The 16,029-nt window shown below is 62.9% G+C and carries 14 protein-coding genes; 12 read left to right on the forward strand and 2 right to left on the reverse strand.

The window, feature by feature from the left end:
* Both ACFSM5_RS12975 and ACFSM5_RS12980 read right to left on the reverse strand, forming a co-directional pair.
* Positions 1 to 1,053, reverse strand: a complete 1,053-nt coding sequence (locus ACFSM5_RS12975; RefSeq protein WP_379876853.1) for a sugar phosphate isomerase/epimerase family protein — start codon at positions 1,051 to 1,053, stop codon at positions 1 to 3.
* A 1-nt stretch (position 1,054) separates the two neighbouring features.
* Positions 1,055 to 2,128, reverse strand: coding sequence for a LacI family DNA-binding transcriptional regulator (locus tag ACFSM5_RS12980; RefSeq protein WP_379876854.1), 1,074 nt, complete (start codon positions 2,126 to 2,128; stop codon positions 1,055 to 1,057).
* A 192-nt stretch (positions 2,129 to 2,320) separates the two neighbouring features.
* Between ACFSM5_RS12980 and ACFSM5_RS12985 the strand changes: the two genes are divergently transcribed.
* From ACFSM5_RS12985 to nirD, 12 genes are all read left to right on the forward strand, one after another.
* Entirely contained in the window at positions 2,321 to 3,553 is a 1,233-nt protein-coding gene (locus tag ACFSM5_RS12985; protein ID WP_379876855.1) for an ABC transporter substrate-binding protein, read from the forward strand.
* Positions 3,554 to 3,807: 254 nt separating this feature from the next.
* Positions 3,808 to 4,698 carry a carbohydrate ABC transporter permease gene (locus ACFSM5_RS12990; RefSeq protein ID WP_379876856.1) on the forward strand — a complete coding sequence of 297 codons (891 nt, stop codon included), beginning with the start codon at positions 3,808 to 3,810 and terminating at the stop codon, positions 4,696 to 4,698.
* Complete coding sequence (locus tag ACFSM5_RS12995) at positions 4,695 to 5,570, forward strand: carbohydrate ABC transporter permease (protein WP_379876857.1); 876 nt, start codon at positions 4,695 to 4,697, stop codon at positions 5,568 to 5,570. Before ACFSM5_RS12990 ends, ACFSM5_RS12995 begins: the two co-directional genes overlap by 4 nt.
* Before the next feature lie 5 nt (positions 5,571 to 5,575).
* A complete protein-coding gene (locus ACFSM5_RS13000; RefSeq protein WP_379876858.1) occupies positions 5,576 to 6,640 on the forward strand; it encodes an ABC transporter ATP-binding protein in 1,065 nt (354 codons plus the stop codon).
* 11 nt (positions 6,641 to 6,651) lie between these two features.
* Positions 6,652 to 7,407 (forward strand): sugar phosphate isomerase/epimerase family protein, encoded by a 756-nt coding sequence (locus ACFSM5_RS13005; RefSeq protein WP_379876859.1) that lies wholly within the window; start codon positions 6,652 to 6,654, stop codon positions 7,405 to 7,407.
* 9 nt (positions 7,408 to 7,416) lie between these two features.
* Positions 7,417 to 8,553 (forward strand): Gfo/Idh/MocA family protein, encoded by a 1,137-nt coding sequence (locus ACFSM5_RS13010; RefSeq protein ID WP_379876860.1) that lies wholly within the window; start codon positions 7,417 to 7,419, stop codon positions 8,551 to 8,553.
* Between the two features lie 449 nt (positions 8,554 to 9,002).
* On the forward strand, positions 9,003 to 10,232 hold the full coding sequence (locus ACFSM5_RS13015) for a CmpA/NrtA family ABC transporter substrate-binding protein (RefSeq protein ID WP_379876861.1): 1,230 nt from the start codon (positions 9,003 to 9,005) through the stop codon (positions 10,230 to 10,232).
* A 24-nt stretch (positions 10,233 to 10,256) separates the two neighbouring features.
* Positions 10,257 to 11,537 carry a CmpA/NrtA family ABC transporter substrate-binding protein gene (locus tag ACFSM5_RS13020; protein ID WP_379876862.1) on the forward strand — a complete coding sequence of 427 codons (1,281 nt, stop codon included), beginning with the start codon at positions 10,257 to 10,259 and terminating at the stop codon, positions 11,535 to 11,537.
* Between the two features lie 9 nt (positions 11,538 to 11,546).
* Positions 11,547 to 12,407: a nitrate ABC transporter permease gene (gene ntrB / locus ACFSM5_RS13025; protein WP_379876863.1), complete on the forward strand. Its 861-nt coding sequence runs from the start codon at positions 11,547 to 11,549 to the stop codon at positions 12,405 to 12,407.
* Positions 12,408 to 12,409: 2 nt separating this feature from the next.
* The gene (locus tag ACFSM5_RS13030; RefSeq protein ID WP_379876864.1) at positions 12,410 to 13,213 is read left to right on the forward strand and encodes an ABC transporter ATP-binding protein; all 804 of its coding nucleotides are present in this window, start codon (positions 12,410 to 12,412) and stop codon (positions 13,211 to 13,213) included.
* 20 nt (positions 13,214 to 13,233) lie between these two features.
* Complete coding sequence (gene nirB / locus ACFSM5_RS13035; protein ID WP_379876865.1) at positions 13,234 to 15,690, forward strand: nitrite reductase large subunit NirB; 2,457 nt, start codon at positions 13,234 to 13,236, stop codon at positions 15,688 to 15,690.
* Between the two features lie 2 nt (positions 15,691 to 15,692).
* Complete coding sequence (gene nirD, locus ACFSM5_RS13040; protein ID WP_379876866.1) at positions 15,693 to 16,028, forward strand: nitrite reductase small subunit NirD; 336 nt, start codon at positions 15,693 to 15,695, stop codon at positions 16,026 to 16,028.
* Position 16,029: the final 1 nt, after the last annotated feature.

Consider the following 16,029-nt stretch of genomic DNA (forward strand, 5'->3'; position numbering starts at 1 on the left):
TCAGATCCCCAGCAGCTTGCGGTTCGTTGCCTGATCAACGCCCGACGCGGCGAAATCGTCAAACGCGCGCCCTGCCGCCTGGATGATGTGGCTTTCGATGAAAGGCGCGCCTTCGGCTGCTCCCTGCTCGCTATCCTTGATGCAGCATTCCCACTCCAGCACCGCCCAGCCGCCATAACCATATTGGGTCAGCTTGGAGAAGATGCCGGTGAAATCCACCTGCCCGTCGCCCGGCGAGCGGAAGCGCCCCGCGCGATCCGCCCAGGACTGGAAGCCGCCATAGACGCCCTGGCGCCCGGTCGGATTGAACTCGGCATCCTTCACATGAAACGCCTTGATGCGCTCGTGATAGATATCGATGAAGGCGAGGTAGTCGAGCTGCTGCAGCACGAAATGGCTCGGATCGAACAGGATGTTGGCGCGCTTGTGACCGCCCACGGCCTCCAGGAACATCTCGAACGTCACGCCGTCATGGACGTCTTCGCCGGGATGAACCTCGAAGGCGAGATCGACGCCATTGTCCTCGAACACATCCAGGATCGGGCGCCAGCGCTTGCCCAGCTCCTCGAACGCCGTCTCGACCAGCCCCGCCGGGCGCTGAGGCCAGGGATAGAGGAACGGCCAGGCCAGGGCGCCGGTGAAGCTCGCCTGGCTGGTGAGGCCCAGGTTCTTGGAGGCCTTGGCGGCCAGATGCATCTGATTGACGGCCCATTCCTGGCGGCCCTTCGGGTTGCCGCGCAGCGCCTGCGGGGCAAAGCCGTCGAAGGCGAGGTCATAGGCCGGATGCACCGCCACCAGCTGACCCTGGAGATGGGTCGACAGCTCGGTGATCTCCAAGCCGTGATTGGCGAGGATGCCTTTCACTTCATCGCAATAGGTCTTGCTGGTCGCCGCCTTGTCGAGGTCGAAGAGGCGCAGATCGCCGGACGGCATCTGAATGCCCTTATAGCCATAGTCCGCCGCCCATTTGGCGATGGTATCCAGGCTGTTGAACGGCGCGGTGTCGCCCGCGAACTGGGCCAGGAAAATCGCCGGTCCTTTAAGGGTTTTCATGTCAGATCCTTCCTCCCGCTTCTTGTGTAATGGCCCGGACCGCGGCGGTGCTATCCCGCGCCAGCAGTCGGACAGGTAGTCTTTCAATATGAAGTTTGCGCGACCGTTTGCCGGACAAGGCTTCCAGCAGCCGCTGAGCAGCAAGGCGCCCGATCTCGTGCCGGGGCTGGACAAGCGTGGTCAGGGTCGGTTCACAGAAGTCGGCATAATCGACGCCATCGAACCCGACGACCGACAGGTCCTGCGGCACCCGCACCCCGGCGGTATGCATGGTCTTCACGAAACCGATGGCCATCTCGTCGCTGGTGGCATAGACGGCCGTCACCTTGCGTTCCCCTGCAAGGAACCGCTTGGCCGCCGCCACGCCCGATGCCAGGGAATAATCCCCCGGCCAATAAACCTGTTCCCCCAGATCGAGTCCTGCGGCAACCACGCCGACGCGGAAGCCGTCATAGCGCTCGATTTCGACGACATTGCCTGCGGGGCCGGAGAGATAGGCAATCCTGCGATGCCCCAGATCAGCCAGATGCCGCACGGCCACCTTGGAGGCCAGGGCATTTTCCACCAGCACATGGGGAATGGGCGCATCGATGGCGGCGCACATGGCGACAACCGGCACATCGAAGTCCAGCAACCCCCGCCCCTGATGCACGGGTATATGCCCGTTGAGCAGCATCACCCCATCCACCTGACCCGACTGCACGATATCGAGGAAACGGGCGTATTTTTCCGGCTGCTGATCGAGATTGCCGATGATGAGGCCATAGCCGTTGCGTCCCAGTTCGTCGTCAATGCCGCGCACCACTTCGGGGAAGAAGGGGTTGGCGATATTCGGCACCACCACCAGCACCATCATGCTCTTGCGCGCACGCAGGTTTCGGGCAGCGGTATTAGGCATGTAACCGATTTCAGCGACACCCTTCAAGACCCGCTCGCGCAGATCCGGGCGTACCTGTTCGGGCTTGGTCAACGCCCGGCTGACGGTTGCGACGGATACACCCAGAAGCTTGGCGACATCCGCCATCTTCAAGGTCCGGCCATCCGATCCGCTACCCGCCTTGCGCGCCTGATTCATCTAGGTCCCGTTTCCCCTGGGCTTCATACCCATGCCACGCCGTCACTTACAACGCGTCTCAAATTTGATTCCGCCTGACAACGACAAGCTATCTTGTAGGCCTCACCGAAATCGATTACAAACGAAGAAATCGATTACAAGATCGATTGACGACCACATAAGCTAACAATCGGTCGCAAATTGGAGGAAACGATGGGCATTAATTACTCGCGCCTCTTGGCCTGCGCAATGTTCGGCATCGCTGCCAGCACCTCGGCCATGGCTCAGGACAAGCAAGCGGAAGTCATCCATTGGTGGACCTCGGCCGGTGAAGCCGCTGCCGTGAAGGTGTTCGCCGACAAGTTCAACGCCGCTGGTGGTAAGTGGGTTGATAGCGCTATCGCAGGCGGTTCGAACGCCCGTGCCGCTGGCATCAACCGCATCGTGGGCGGCAAGCCCCCCACCGCCATGCAGTTCAATACCGGCAAGCAGTTCGACGAACTGATCGCCAACGACATGCTGAATACGGTCGACGAGGTGGCCAAGGAAGACAATTGGGCGAAGATCGTCCCGACCGCCTTCCAGAATGCCGTGACCCGCGACGGCAAGATCTATGCGATCCCGGTCAATATCCATGGCCAGAACTGGACTTGGTCCAGCACGGCTGCGCTTGAGAAGGCCGGAGTCAAAGAGCCGAAGAACTGGGACGAATTCCTGGCCGCCGCCGAAAAGCTGAAAGCCGCCGGGATCATCCCCCTGGCGCTGGGTGGCCAGAAGTGGCAGGAGCGTCTGCTGTTCAACGCCGTGCTGACCGGTGTCGGCGGCGCCCCCGCCTATCAGCAGGTCTATGCCAAGCGCGACGTATCGGGTGAAGCTTTCGCCAAGGCCGCCGAGATCTATGGCAAGCTGCGCCAGTATGTCGATCCGGGCAGCCCGGGCCGTAACTGGAACGACACCATGGCCATGATCATCACCGGCAAGGCTGGTTTCCAGTTCATGGGCGACTGGGCCAAGGGCGAACTTGCCGCCGCTAATCTGACCCCCGGCAAGGAAGTCGGCTGCTTCATCCTCGGCGAAAAGCCGGTGTTCGTCATGGGCGGCGACATGATCGTGCTGGCCAAGACCAAGGATGCCAACCAGATCGCGGCTCAGAAGCTGCTGGCCAAGACCCTGATGACCCCGGACGCGCAGGTCGAATTCAACGTCAAGAAAGGCTCGCTGCCGATCCGCACGGATATCGACGTCTCCAAGATGGATGCCTGCGCCCAGAAGGGTGTCGCCTACATGAAGGATCCGGCCAACCAGCAGCCGAACGTCGACATGCTGGTGACCTCCGACACGCTCGGCACTCTCGACGACGTGATCACCGCCTATTGGAACACCCCGGGCCAGAAAGCCGACGAATTCACCAAGAAATTCGCCGCCGCTCTCAAGGCTTCGAACTAAAGAACTCCATAATCGTCATCCCGGGACTTGATCCCGGGACCTCTTAAGTTTTCGCGTTCAATCGTCATCCCGTGGCTCGACCACGGGATCTCCTCCGGGAGCCTTTCCAATGCTGCCAAAAACAGTCTGGAAACAGCCTCGGAGGAGACCCCGGGATCAAGTCCCGGGGTGACGACAGAATGCAAATGAGGGGATCCCGGTCGAGCACCGGGATGACGATCATGAAAGTTCCACGCTCATCCGTTAGGCATTCCATGGCTAGAACCAAACGCAAGCACCAGATGGCGGCATCCGTCGCCATGCTGCCGGCCTTCGTGACGGCGCTGCTGATCTATGTCGTCTGCACCGGCTGGACGATCTGGGTCTCCTTCACGAACTCGCGCCTGCTCCCCTCCTCCCAGTTCGTCGGGCTGGCACAGTATGAGCGGCTGTTCGCGAACGAGCGCTGGCAGATCTCCTTCGGCAATCTCTTTGTCTTCGGCGGCTGTTTCCTGGCGATCAGCCTGATCCTGGGCCTGCTGATGGCGATCATGATCGATCAGCGGGTGCGGTTCGAAAATCTGCTGCGCGCGGTGTTCCTCTATCCCTACGCCATGTCCTTCGTGGTCACCGGGCTTGTCTGGCAATGGTTCCTCAATCCCGAACTGGGCCTGCAGAAGCTGATGCGCGGATTGGGCTGGGAAAGCTTCACCTTCGACTGGCTGGTGAACCCAGACTTCGTGGTCTTCACCCTGGTCATCGCCGCCGTCTGGCACGCCTCTGGCCTTGTCATGGCCATCATGCTGGCGGGGTTGCGCGGGGTGGATAGCGAGATCTGGAAAGCGGCCAAGATCGACGGCATTCCCGCCTGGCGCGTCTATGTCTCGATTGTCCTGCCGATGCTGGGATCGGTCTTCGCTACCGCCATCGTGCTGATGTCGATCACCGTCGTGAAGCTTTATGACCTTGTCGTCGCCATGACCAATGGCGGCCCTGGCAATGAATCCGAAGCGCCTGCCAAGTTCGTGATGGATTACCTGTTCGAGCGCGGGAACATCGGCCTCGCCACCGCCGCCTCCACCATCATGTTGATCACGGTGCTCGTGGTGCTCGCCCCCTATCTCTACTTCAAATATGGGCGCCATAACCGGGGGGCGCACGCATGAACCCAAATGGCCCAAAGCCGCAGCGCCTGACCCCCGGCCGCATCGGCATCTATCTTTTCCTCTTCTCGGCCGCGCTGTTCTTCCTGCTGCCGCTGTTCATCATGGTGGTGACCTCCCTGAAGACGCTGGAGGAGATCCGCATGGGATCGATCCTGACGCTTCCGGCGAGCTTGAACTTCGACGCCTGGATCAAGGCCTGGACCCAGGCCTGTACGGGTCTGGAGTGCAAGGGCATCCAGGTCGGCTTCTGGAATTCGGTGAAGATCCTGATCCCCAGCGTGATCATCTCGATCATCGTCGGGGCCGTGAACGGCTATGCCCTGACCTTCTGGAAGCGACCCGGCGCCAATCTGCTGTTCGCCGTGCTGATGGTGGGGGCCTTCATCCCCTATCAGGTCTTCCTCAATCCGATGATCCGCTTTTTCTCCTTCGCGGGTCTCTATAGCTCGCTGCCGGGGATCATCCTGGTGCATGTGATCTTCGGCATGCCGGTCATGACCATGCTGTTCCGGAATTTCTATACCAACCTGCCGGTCGAACTGTTCAACGCCGCCCGTGTGGATGGCGCCGGATTCTGGCGGATCTTCATCGATGTGATCCTGCCGATGTCGGTGCCGATCTTCGTGGTCGCGGCCATCCTGCAGGTGACGGGTATCTGGAACGACTTCCTGCTCGGCCTCGTCTTTGCGGGCCGCGAGAATCTGCCCATGACCGTCCAGCTCAATAACGTGGTGAACACCACCACCGGCGAGCGCGAATACAACGTCAACATGGCCGCGACGCTGCTGACGGCCCTCGTTCCCACCATCGTCTATTTCGTGTCTGGACGCTGGTTCGTGCGGGGCATCGCGTCGGGCGCGGTCAAAGGATAAGACGAATGACGAATATTTCCGTCCGCGACATGACGATTGCCTTCGGCGCGCGCCGGGTGCTCGACACGCTGTCGCTCGAAGTGAAGGCAGGCGAATTCCTGGTGCTGCTCGGCCCCTCGGGCTGCGGCAAGTCGACCCTGCTGCACACCATCGCCGGGCTGATGGATGTGACCGAAGGCGAAATCTGGATCGGCGACAAGAACGTCACCTGGGAAGAGCCCAGCGACCGCGGCCTCGCCATGGTCTTCCAGTCCTACGCCCTCTATCCGCGCATGAGCGTGCGGCAGAATCTCTCCTTCGGCCTCAAGGTCGCAGGCCTACCCAAGGACGAGATCAACCGGCGCGTCGACGCCGCCGCCGAACTGTTGAAACTGACCGAACTGATGGAGCGCCTGCCTGCGGCCCTGTCGGGCGGTCAGCGCCAGCGGGTCGCCATCGGCCGCGCCCTGGTGCGACAGGTCGGCGTCTTCCTGTTCGACGAACCGCTCTCGAACCTCGATGCCCAGTTGCGCACCGACCTGCGGGTGGAACTGAAGCGTCTGCATGCCCGCCTGAAGTCCACCATGGTCTATGTGACCCATGATCAGGTCGAGGCCATGACGCTGGCCGACCGGATCGCGATCATGAAAGACGGCATCATCCAGCAGATCGGCACCCCGTATGAGGTCTATCGCCAGCCGGTCAATCGCTTTGTCGCGACTTTCATCGGCGCGGCCAAGATGAACCTGCTGAAGGGCCATCTGGTGGTCGCAAACAACAAGACGACGTTTGTGCGCGAAGGCTATTCCATCGATCTGGCCGGGTATGAGTTCGCCACCCCGCCCCAGGATCGCCAGGAAGTCGAACTTGGCATCCGACCCGAACACCTGGGCCAGGGGGAAATCCCCCTTAGCGTCGAGATCGTCGAACCCATGGGCGCCGACACCCTGGTCTGGGCCAGCGCCAACGGCGTGACCTTCGCCATCCGTCTGGATGGGGAGCGCGAAATCCGACCCGGCGACACTCTGCCGATTTCCATTCCCGTTACTCACGTTTCCCTGTTCGACGCCGCCACTGGGCGGCGGATCTGAGAGGAAGTCCCATGGCTATCGTTGATCGTCTCTCCCTGCAGCTGTTCTCCGCCCGCGCCATCCCGGTGCTGGAAGATCAGTTCGCCCTCCTCTCCAAGCTCGGCTATCGCTGCGTCGAACCCTATGGCGCGCTGTTTGCCGAAGCCGACCAGTTGGAAACCCTGCTGAAGCGCTACGACATGGCCGCCCCCAGCGCCCATATCGGCCTCGACCGCGTGCTGGGCGACACCGAAGCCACCGCGCTGACCGCCAAGCGCCTGGGCATTGAACTGGTCGTCGTCCCCTACATCAAGCCGGAGGAGCGCCCGACCGATGCCGCCGGATGGGATGCCCTGGGGGCCAAGCTCGAGGTAGCAGGCGACGTCTTCAAGAAGCACGGCCTCGGCTTTGCCTGGCACAACCACGAGTTCGAGCTGGAAGCCTTGAGCGATGGCAGCTTCCCCATGGAACGCCTGTTGAAAGCGGCCCCCTCCATGGGGTGGGAGATCGATCTGGGCTGGGTCACCCGCGCCAGCCAAGATCCCATCGCCTGGCTGAACCGCTGGAAGGACCGCATTCTGGCGGTGCATCTCAAAGACGTGGCATCGCCGGGCGAGGCAACGGACGAAGGCGGCTGGGCCGATGTCGGCCATGGCACCCTCGACTGGCAGCAGCTGGTTGCCGCCGCCAAGGCAACCTCGGCCAAATATTTCGTGGTCGAACATGACAATCCGAACGACATCGAACGTTTCGCCCGCCGGGCGCGCGAAACCGTCGCCAGCTGGTAAATCGCTCCCATGAAAACCTTCGGTATCGGCATCGTCGGCTGCGGCAATATCTCGACGGTCTATTTCCATAATACCCCCCTCTTCAAGGGGCTGGAGGTCCGCGCCTGCGCCGACCTCAATCAGGCAGCAGCGGAACGTCAGGCGGAGAAATTCAAGGTCCGCGCGGTCAGCCTCGCCGACATGCTGGCAGACCCCACCATCGATATCATCGTGAACTTGACCGTTCCCAATGCCCATTTCGACGTGTCGATGGCGGCGCTGAATGCCGGTAAACACGTCTATTCGGAAAAGCCGCTGTGCCTGACCCTCGATCAGGGGCAGAAGCTGCTCGCCACCGCCAAGGCCAAGGGCGTGCTGATCGGCGTGGCGCCGGATACCTTCCTGGGCGCTGCCGGTCGCAAGGCGCGCGAGCTGGTGGATGCGGGCAAGATCGGCAAAGTCACCGGCGGCACCGCTTTCATCATGGGCCGGGGCATGGAGCATTGGCACCCTGACCCCAGCTTCTTCTTCCAGCCCGGCGGCGGTCCGATCCTGGACATGGGTCCCTATTACATCAGCGCCCTCGTCAATGTGCTGGGGCCGGTGAAGCGGGTATCGGCAACCAGCACCATCGGCAAGCCGGAACGCATCATCTCCACCCCCGATTCGCCTAAGCTGGGGCAGGCGATCAAGGTCGAAACCCCGACCACCATCATGTCGGTGTTGGAATTCGCGAGCGGCGCTTCGGTGCTGTTCGGCGCCAGCTGGGACGTGATGAAGCACTCCCATCCGCCGCTGGAGCTCTATGGCACCCTGGCCACCATGAAGATCCCCGATCCGAACTTCTTCGGCGGCGCGGTGGAGATTGCCGATGCTTCCGGCGAATGGGTCAGCGTCGATACCTCGGTCGACCCGGCAGGCGCGATCAACTGGCCGGTGGAGGAGCCGAAGAACGCGAATTATCGCGTGCTCGGGATCGCCGATCTGGCCGACGCCGTGCGCAACGGCTCGCCCCATCGCTCCTCGGCCACGGTAGGCGTGCATGTGCTGGACGTGCTGCTGTCGATCCTGCGGTCGGGCGAGGAACGCCGCCCGGTCGATATCACGACTCCCTGCCAGCAGCCCGCCGCCTGGACCAACGACGCCCTGAGCGCGCTGTTCGCTTAAACTCTTTACGAGTCCCTCCTGGGGCCGGGGCCATGTGCTCCAGCCCTTTTTTTTATTCAAACCAAACGCGTCATCCAAAAAGCTCGTCATCCCCCGCTTCATGCGGGGGATCTCCTCCGAGGGCCTGTCCAATTCGAATTAGCACCATGTGGAAACGCACCCGGAGGAGATGCCCCGATCAAGTCGGGGCATGACGACAGAGAGAAATCTCTGCCTCACCACTGTGCAGCGCAGCATAAATCCTGAGCATCACCCGCATACCGCTCTCAAAAGGGGCAGGAATCCGCTCAAAATCCATCTGGCACGACATTTGCTAAATCCCTGACGAACATACGGCGGGGCAATGGCGTCCCGCCCGATCAGGACAATGGCGTCCGAGAGCTTGGCACTTCGGTTAACCCCGAAGCCACCAACGCACTCGGGCGCCTTTTCGTTTTGGAGCTTGGTGAATGAACAGCGGTATCGACACGATTACGAACAACCTCTCGGGCGGTCTCAAGCCCGAGAAGCTGGCCGTGTCGCTGGGCTTCATGCCGCTGACCGACTGCGCGCCGCTGGTCGTCGCCCAGCGGATGGGCTTTTTCGAGAAACACGGGCTCGACGTGACTTTGAGCCGCGAAGGCTCCTGGGCGACTATCCGCGACAAGATCATGATGGGCGTGCTCGACGGCGGTCACATGCTGGCGCCGATGCCGCTGGCCCTGACGCTGGGTATGATCGGCAAGCAGTCGATGGTGGTCGGCTGCGCCCTGGGCCTCAACGGCAATGCAGTGACCCTGGGCGCCCCGCTCTGGGACCGCCTGCAGCCCTATAACCCCGCCCCTGGCCCGATGTCCGCCGCGCCGATCCGCCGTCTGATCGACGAGACCGGCGCCCGTCCCCGCTTCGGCGTGGTCTTCCCGATCTCGATGCATTCCTATCAGCTGCGCTATTGGCTGGCCGACGCCGGGATCGATCCCGACAAGGAAGTCGATCTGATCCCGGTGCCGCCGCCTCGCATGGTCGAGGCCCTGGCGAATGGCGAGATCGACGGCTTCTGCGTCGGCGATCCCTGGAACAGCCAGGCGGTAGCCCTGGGTGTCGGCCGCATCGCTTTGGCAGGCTGTGAACTCTGGTCGGCCTCCCCCGAAAAAGTCCTCGGGGTCACCACGGCCTGGGCCGATGCCAATCCGGGTACGCACCTCGCCCTGATCCGCGCCATCGTGGAGGCCAGCGCCTGGGCCGATGCGCCGGAGAATGTGCCAAAACTGGCGGAGATGCTGGCCGACGACCGCGTACTCGCCGTGCATCCGCGCGCCATCCTGCCGGGTCTGGTCGGGCGTTATCCGATTGGCCTGGGGGAAGGCGTACGGCTGGTTCCGGGCTTCCACCTCTTCCACGCCTCTGCCGCCAATTTCCCCTGGCTGAGCCATGCCCGCTGGATCCTGGGGCAGATGCGGCGCTGGGGTCAGGTTGCCCCGAATGTCGATCTGGAAGCCGTCGCCCGATCCGTCTGGCGCCCCGATCTCTATCGCAGCGCGGTTGCCCCTATGGGGCTGCCGGTGCCGCCAACCGACAGTAAGGCCGAGGGTGGCTATGCGACACCCTGGTCCCTGCGCACCGCCACCAAACCCATCCCGATGATCGCCAACCGCTTCTTCGACGGCGCCGTCTTCGACGATGCCGCGACCTCCTTCTAAGCCATCACGTCCGGAGTGACAGCCATGACCAAGACCCGACTGTTCGCCCCTACCCGCCGTCAGTTCCTCGGCGCTGCTGCCACCTTTACCGCCGCCCGCGCCCTGCTGCCCGGCGGGGCCTATGCCGCCCCGGCTGCGCCTGAAACGACCAAGGCCACCATCGGCTATATCGCGCTGACCGACAGCGCACCGCTGATCATCGCCAAGGAAAAGGGCCTGTTCGCCAAATACGGCATGCCGGATGTGGAGATCGCCAAGCAGGCCAGCTGGGGCACTACCCGCGATAATCTGGAATTGGGATCGGGCAGCGGCGGCATCGATGGCGCCCATATCCTGACCCCCATGCCCTATCTGATGAGCCTGGGCAAGGTCACCAAGAACAACGTCCCGCTGCCGATGACCATTCTGGCGCGCCTCAATACCAATGGTCAGGCGATTTCCGTCTCCAATGCCTACAAGGACCTGAAGGTCGGCAAGGATGCCTCGCCCCTGAAGGAAGCCTTCGCCAAGGCCGCTGCCGGGGGCAAGGAGATCAAATGCGCCATGACCTTCCGGGGCGGCACCCACGATCTCTGGATCCGCTATTGGCTGGCCGCCGGCGGGATCGACCCGGACAAGGATGTGCAGACCATCGTCGTGCCGCCGCCCCAGATGGTGGCCAACATGAAGGTCGGCTCGATGGAGGCTTTCTGCGTCGGCGAGCCCTGGAACGCCCAGCTCGTCAACCAGGGCATCGGCTTCACGGCGCTGACCACCGGCGAGCTGTGGACGGATCACCCGGAGAAAAGCTTCGCCATGCGCACGGATTGGGTCGAGAAGAACCCGAATGCGACCAAGGCCCTGCTGATGGCGGTGATGGAGGCCCAGCAATGGGCCGATAAGCCGGAAAACCGCAAGGAACTGGCCGATATCATCGGCAAGCGCGCCTGGTTCAACGTCCCGCCCGCCGACATCATCGGCCGCACCAGCGGCAGCGTCGATTACGGCGATGGCCGCAAGGTCGAGAATTTCCCGCTGCTCATGAAGTACTGGAAGGACCACGCCTCCTTCCCGTTCGAGAGCCATGAAATCTGGTTCCTGACCGAGAATATCCGCTGGGGGATCCTCGGCGCCGAAACCGACATAAAGAAGACCGTCGCCGCCGTCAATGGCGCCAAATATTGGCTCGACGCCGCCAAGGAACTCGGGACCGCCGATATCCCGGCTTCGACCTCGCGCGGCAAGGAGACCTTCTTCGACGGCAAGACCTTCGATCCGGCCGATCCCGCGGCCTATCTCGCCAGCCTCGCCATCAAGCGCATCTGAGGCCGCATCATGACCGATACGCGGATCACTATCGCCGCCGCCAGCGTCGGCCTGCCGACCAGGATCAAGAGCTTCTTCCGTCCGGCAGCGCTGCGCCGGGCAGCCGGGGTTATCCTGCCGCCGCTGGTCACCCTGGCCCTGATCCTGGCTGTCTGGGAGATCGCTTGCAGCCAGCCGGGCGCCAGCCTGCCACCGCCGTCAAAGGTGCTGGAGCAAAGCGCCGAACTGATCTTCAGCCCCTTCTATGATCGCGGCGGCCTCGACAAGGGTCTGTTCTGGCACCTCTACGCCAGCCTTCAGCGGGTCGCGGTCGGTTTCTCGCTGGCCGCCATCTTCGGCGTGCTGGTGGGGGTGATCATCGGGCAGAGCACGCTGGCCATGCGCGGCCTCGACCCGATCTTCCAGGTGCTGCGCACCGTGCCGCCGCTCGCCTGGCTGCCGCTGTCTCTGGCTGCCTTCCGCGACAGTCACCCCAGCGCGATCTTCGTGATCTTCATCACCTCGGTCTGGCCGATCCTGATCAACACCTCGGTCGGCGTGCGCAACATCCCGGACGACTATCGCAACGTCGCCCGCGTGCTGCAGCTCAACCCGATCGAATATTTCTACAAGATCATGCTGCCCGCGACGGTCCCCTACATCTTCACCGGCCTGAAGATCGGCGTCGGCCTCTCCTGGCTCGCCATCGTCGCGGCCGAGATGCTGATCGGCGGCGTCGGCATCGGCTTCTTCATCTGGGACGCGTGGAACAGCTCGCTCATCAGCGACATCATCGTCGCCCTGATCTACGTCGGCCTTGTCGGCTTCTTCCTTGACCGCTGCATCACACTCGCCGGGCGCTTTGCGGGCCGCGGCATGGGAGCGCAATGACCATGACCCAGCCCTATCTCTCCATCAGCCAGGTCGCCATGCAGTTCCCCGCCCGGGGCGGCGGCCTCTCCACCGTGCTGACCGATGTGGATCTTGCCATCGAAAAAGGCCAGTTCATCTCGATCATCGGTCATTCGGGCTGCGGCAAGTCCACGCTGCTCAACATCGTCGCGGGCCTGCTGACCTGCATGAGCGGCGGCATTCTGCTGGAAAACAAGGAAGTGAACGCCCCCGGCCCCGACCGCGCGGTCGTCTTCCAGAACCATTCCCTGCTGCCCTGGCTCACCGTCTACGAAAACGTGCGCCTGGCTGTCGACAAAGTGTTCTCCGGCCAGAAATCCAAAACCGAGCGGGACGAGTGGACCCGCCATAACCTCGCGCTCGTCAATATGACCCATGCCCTGGATAAGCGCCCGCATGAGATTTCGGGCGGCATGAAACAGCGCGTCGGCATCGCCCGGGCGCTGGCCATGGAACCCAAGGTCCTGCTGATGGACGAGCCGTTTGGCGCCCTTGATGCCCTGACCCGCGCCCAGCTGCAGGACACGGTCATGGATATCCATCAGCGCCTGGGCAACACGGTCATGATGATCACCCATGATGTGGACGAGGCCGTGCTGCTGTCGGACCGCATCGTGATGATGACCAACGGCCCGTCGGCCACCATCGGCGAGGTGCTGACGGTCGATCTACCACGCCGTCGCGACCGGCTGAAACTTGCCGACGATCCCGCCTATCACAAGAGCCGCGCCGCGGTGCTCTCGTTCCTCTACGAGCGCCACCGCCACCCGGCCACCGCTGCCTGAGCTCAGGGAGGAACAGCGACATGCGCGACGGCACCCATATCCGCGAACGGCTCGTCATCGTCGGCAACGGCATGGCGGGCATCCGCACCCTCGAAGAGATCATCAAGCGCGATCCCCATCGTTATGCCGTGACCGTCTTCGGGACCGAGCCCCATGTGAACTATAACCGCATCATGCTCTCGCCCGTGCTGGCGGGCGAAAAGACGTTCGACGAGATCGTCATCAATACCCGCGACTGGTACGAAGCGAACGGCGTCGAACTGATCACCTCTGAGACCGTCACTACCATCGACCGCGCGGCCAAGACGGTCACGGGCCAGCACGGCACGATCCGTTCCTATGACAAGCTGCTGCTCGCCACCGGCTCGCTGCCCTTCATGCTGCCGGTGCCGGGCAAGGATCTGCCGGGCGTGATCGCCTTCCGCGATCTGGCCGATGTCGAGACCATGGTCGCCGCCTCCAAGACCTACAAACACGCCGTCGTCATCGGCGGCGGTCTGCTGGGCCTGGAGGCCGCCAACGGCCTGAAGCTCAACGGTATGGAGGTCACGGTCATCCATCTGCCCGAGACGCTGATGGAGCGCCAGCTCGACCCCTCTGCCGCCCATCTGCTGGAACAGGATCTGATCCGGCGCGGCCTGACCGTCATCACCGGCGCCAATACCGCCGAACTGGTCGGGACCGAGCGTGTCACCGCCCTGCGCCTGACCGATGGGCGGGAGATCCCGGCCGACCTTGTGGTCATGGCGGTTGGTATCCGGCCGAACACCGGCCTTGCCAAGGAAGCAGGTCTCGATTGTGGACGCGGCATCAAGGTCAATGATGGCCTCATCACCTCCGACCCCGATATCGCTGCCATCGGCGAATGTGTCGAACATGACGGTCAGGTGTTTGGCCTCGTCGCCCCGATCTGGGATATGGCGAAGGTCTGCGCCGATCATCTGACCGGCACCACCACCAGCGCCTATCGCCCCGTCGCCACCGCGACCAAGCTGAAGGTCACAGGCATCGACATGTTCTCCGCCGGGGCCTTTTCCGGGGGCGAGGGCTGCGAGGATATCGTCTATCGCGACGGCGCGCGTGGCATCTACAAGCGCCTGGTGGTCAAGGACGGCTGCCTCGCCGGGGCCGTGCTCTATGGCGATACCCGCGACGGCGGCTGGTACTTCCAGATGATGAAGGAGGCCGCGCCGCTGGGCGAGCTGCGCGATACCGTGATTTTCGGCCAGGGGCTGCAGGGGGCATCCTCCGCAAACCCTAGCGCGGCCGTTGCAGCCTTATCGGATGACGCGGAAATCTGCGGCTGCAACGGCGTCTGCAAGGGCACCATCATGGGTGCGATTGCCGAAAAGGGGCTCACCACCCTCGATGGCGTCAAGGCCCATACCAAGGCCTCGGCCTCCTGCGGCTCCTGCACGGGGCAGGTCGAACAGTTGCTGGCGCTCGCGCTGGGGGACGAGTTCCAGGCCGATACAATCAAGCCGATGTGCAAATGCACCACCCATGATCACGACACCGTGCGTCGACGTCTTGTTGCGGAAGGGCTGAAGTCCATTCCGGCGGTCATGCAGGCCCTGGGTTGGAAGACGCCCGACGGCTGCGCCTCCTGCCGTCCGGCGCTGAATTTCTATCTGATGTGCGCCTGGCCCGACACCTACAAGGACGATGCCCAGTCGCGCTTCGTCAATGAACGCAACCACGCCAATATCCAGAAAGACGGCACCTATTCCGTTGTCCCGCGCATGTGGGGCGGGGTCACCACCGCGAACGAACTACGCGCCATTGCCGATGTGGTCGATAAATTCGCCATCCCCTCGGTGAAAGTGACCGGCGGTCAGCGCATCGATCTCTTGGGTGTGAAGAAGGAAGACTTACCGGCGGTCTGGGCCGATCTCAATGCGGCCGGGATGGTTTCCGGCCATGCCTACGGCAAGGCTTTGCGGACGGTAAAAACCTGCGTCGGGTCCGACTGGTGCCGCTTCGGAACCCAGGATTCGACCGGCATGGGCGTGAAGCTGGAGCGCCTAACCTGGGGCTCCTACCATCCCCACAAGGTGAAGCTGGCCGTTTCCGGCTGCCCGCGCAACTGCGCCGAAAGCACGATCAAGGACTTCGGCGTCATCGCGGTCGACAGCGGCTGGGAGCTCTATGTCGGCGGCAACGGCGGCATCCATCTGCGCGGCACCGATCACCTCGCCAAGGTCGAGACGGAGGCCGAGGTGCTGGAATATTGTGGCGCCTTCCTGCAGCTGTATCGCGAAGAAGCCCGCTATCTCGAACGCACCGCCCCCTGGGTGGAGCGTGTGGGCATCGCCTATGTCAAAGACAAGATGATCGTGGATGCGGACAATCGCGCCGCCCTCTACGACCGCTTCCTGGAAAGCCAGAAATTCAGCCAGAACGACCCCTGGGCCGAGCATATCGCCGAACGCAAGATCGCCGACAGCTATCGCCCCATGGCCGACGTGGAGATCTAAATATGAGCGACTGGAGCCTTGTCGGCACCCTTGACGATATTCCGCGCCTCGGCAGCCGCATCGTGCGCACTTCCCAGGGCGATATCGCAGTCTTCCGCGCCGCCGACGATCACATCTTCGCGCTGATGGATCGCTGCCCGCACAAGGGCGGTCCCCTCTCGCAAGGGATCGTCCATGGCCATTCCGTCACCTGCCCGCTCCATGGCTGGGTGATCGACGGGAAGAGCGGCGAAGCCCAAGCGCCGGACGTCGGCTGCGCGCCGCGCTTTCCGGTGCGGATGGATGCCGATGGCCGCATCTTCCTCAACCTCGCCAGCCTGATCGTGAAGGCGGCCTGAC

This window comes from Lacibacterium aquatile (genome assembly GCF_042683105.1).
Lineage (GTDB): Bacteria > Pseudomonadota > Alphaproteobacteria > Elsterales > Elsteraceae > Lacibacterium > Lacibacterium aquatile.

What these genes read in the sequence shown, in the direction of transcription:
- ACFSM5_RS13015 (WP_379876861.1), top strand. Translation starts at nt 9,003, where the DNA reads ATGAACAGCGGTATCGACACGATTACGAACAACCTCTCGGGCGGTCTC.
- ACFSM5_RS12975 (WP_379876853.1), bottom strand. Translation starts at nt 1,053, where the DNA reads ATGAAAACCCTTAAAGGACCGGCGATTTTCCTGGCCCAGTTCGCGGGC.
- ACFSM5_RS12995 (WP_379876857.1), top strand. Translation starts at nt 4,695, where the DNA reads ATGAACCCAAATGGCCCAAAGCCGCAGCGCCTGACCCCCGGCCGCATC.
- ACFSM5_RS12985 (WP_379876855.1), top strand. Translation starts at nt 2,321, where the DNA reads ATGGGCATTAATTACTCGCGCCTCTTGGCCTGCGCAATGTTCGGCATC.
- ACFSM5_RS13030 (WP_379876864.1), top strand. Translation starts at nt 12,410, where the DNA reads ATGACCCAGCCCTATCTCTCCATCAGCCAGGTCGCCATGCAGTTCCCC.
- ACFSM5_RS12980 (WP_379876854.1), bottom strand. Translation starts at nt 2,128, where the DNA reads ATGAATCAGGCGCGCAAGGCGGGTAGCGGATCGGATGGCCGGACCTTG.
- ACFSM5_RS13005 (WP_379876859.1), top strand. Translation starts at nt 6,652, where the DNA reads ATGGCTATCGTTGATCGTCTCTCCCTGCAGCTGTTCTCCGCCCGCGCC.
- ntrB (WP_379876863.1), top strand. Translation starts at nt 11,547, where the DNA reads ATGACCGATACGCGGATCACTATCGCCGCCGCCAGCGTCGGCCTGCCG.
- nirB (WP_379876865.1), top strand. Translation starts at nt 13,234, where the DNA reads ATGCGCGACGGCACCCATATCCGCGAACGGCTCGTCATCGTCGGCAAC.
- ACFSM5_RS13020 (WP_379876862.1), top strand. Translation starts at nt 10,257, where the DNA reads ATGACCAAGACCCGACTGTTCGCCCCTACCCGCCGTCAGTTCCTCGGC.
- nirD (WP_379876866.1), top strand. Translation starts at nt 15,693, where the DNA reads ATGAGCGACTGGAGCCTTGTCGGCACCCTTGACGATATTCCGCGCCTC.
- ACFSM5_RS13000 (WP_379876858.1), top strand. Translation starts at nt 5,576, where the DNA reads ATGACGAATATTTCCGTCCGCGACATGACGATTGCCTTCGGCGCGCGC.
- ACFSM5_RS13010 (WP_379876860.1), top strand. Translation starts at nt 7,417, where the DNA reads ATGAAAACCTTCGGTATCGGCATCGTCGGCTGCGGCAATATCTCGACG.
- ACFSM5_RS12990 (WP_379876856.1), top strand. Translation starts at nt 3,808, where the DNA reads ATGGCTAGAACCAAACGCAAGCACCAGATGGCGGCATCCGTCGCCATG.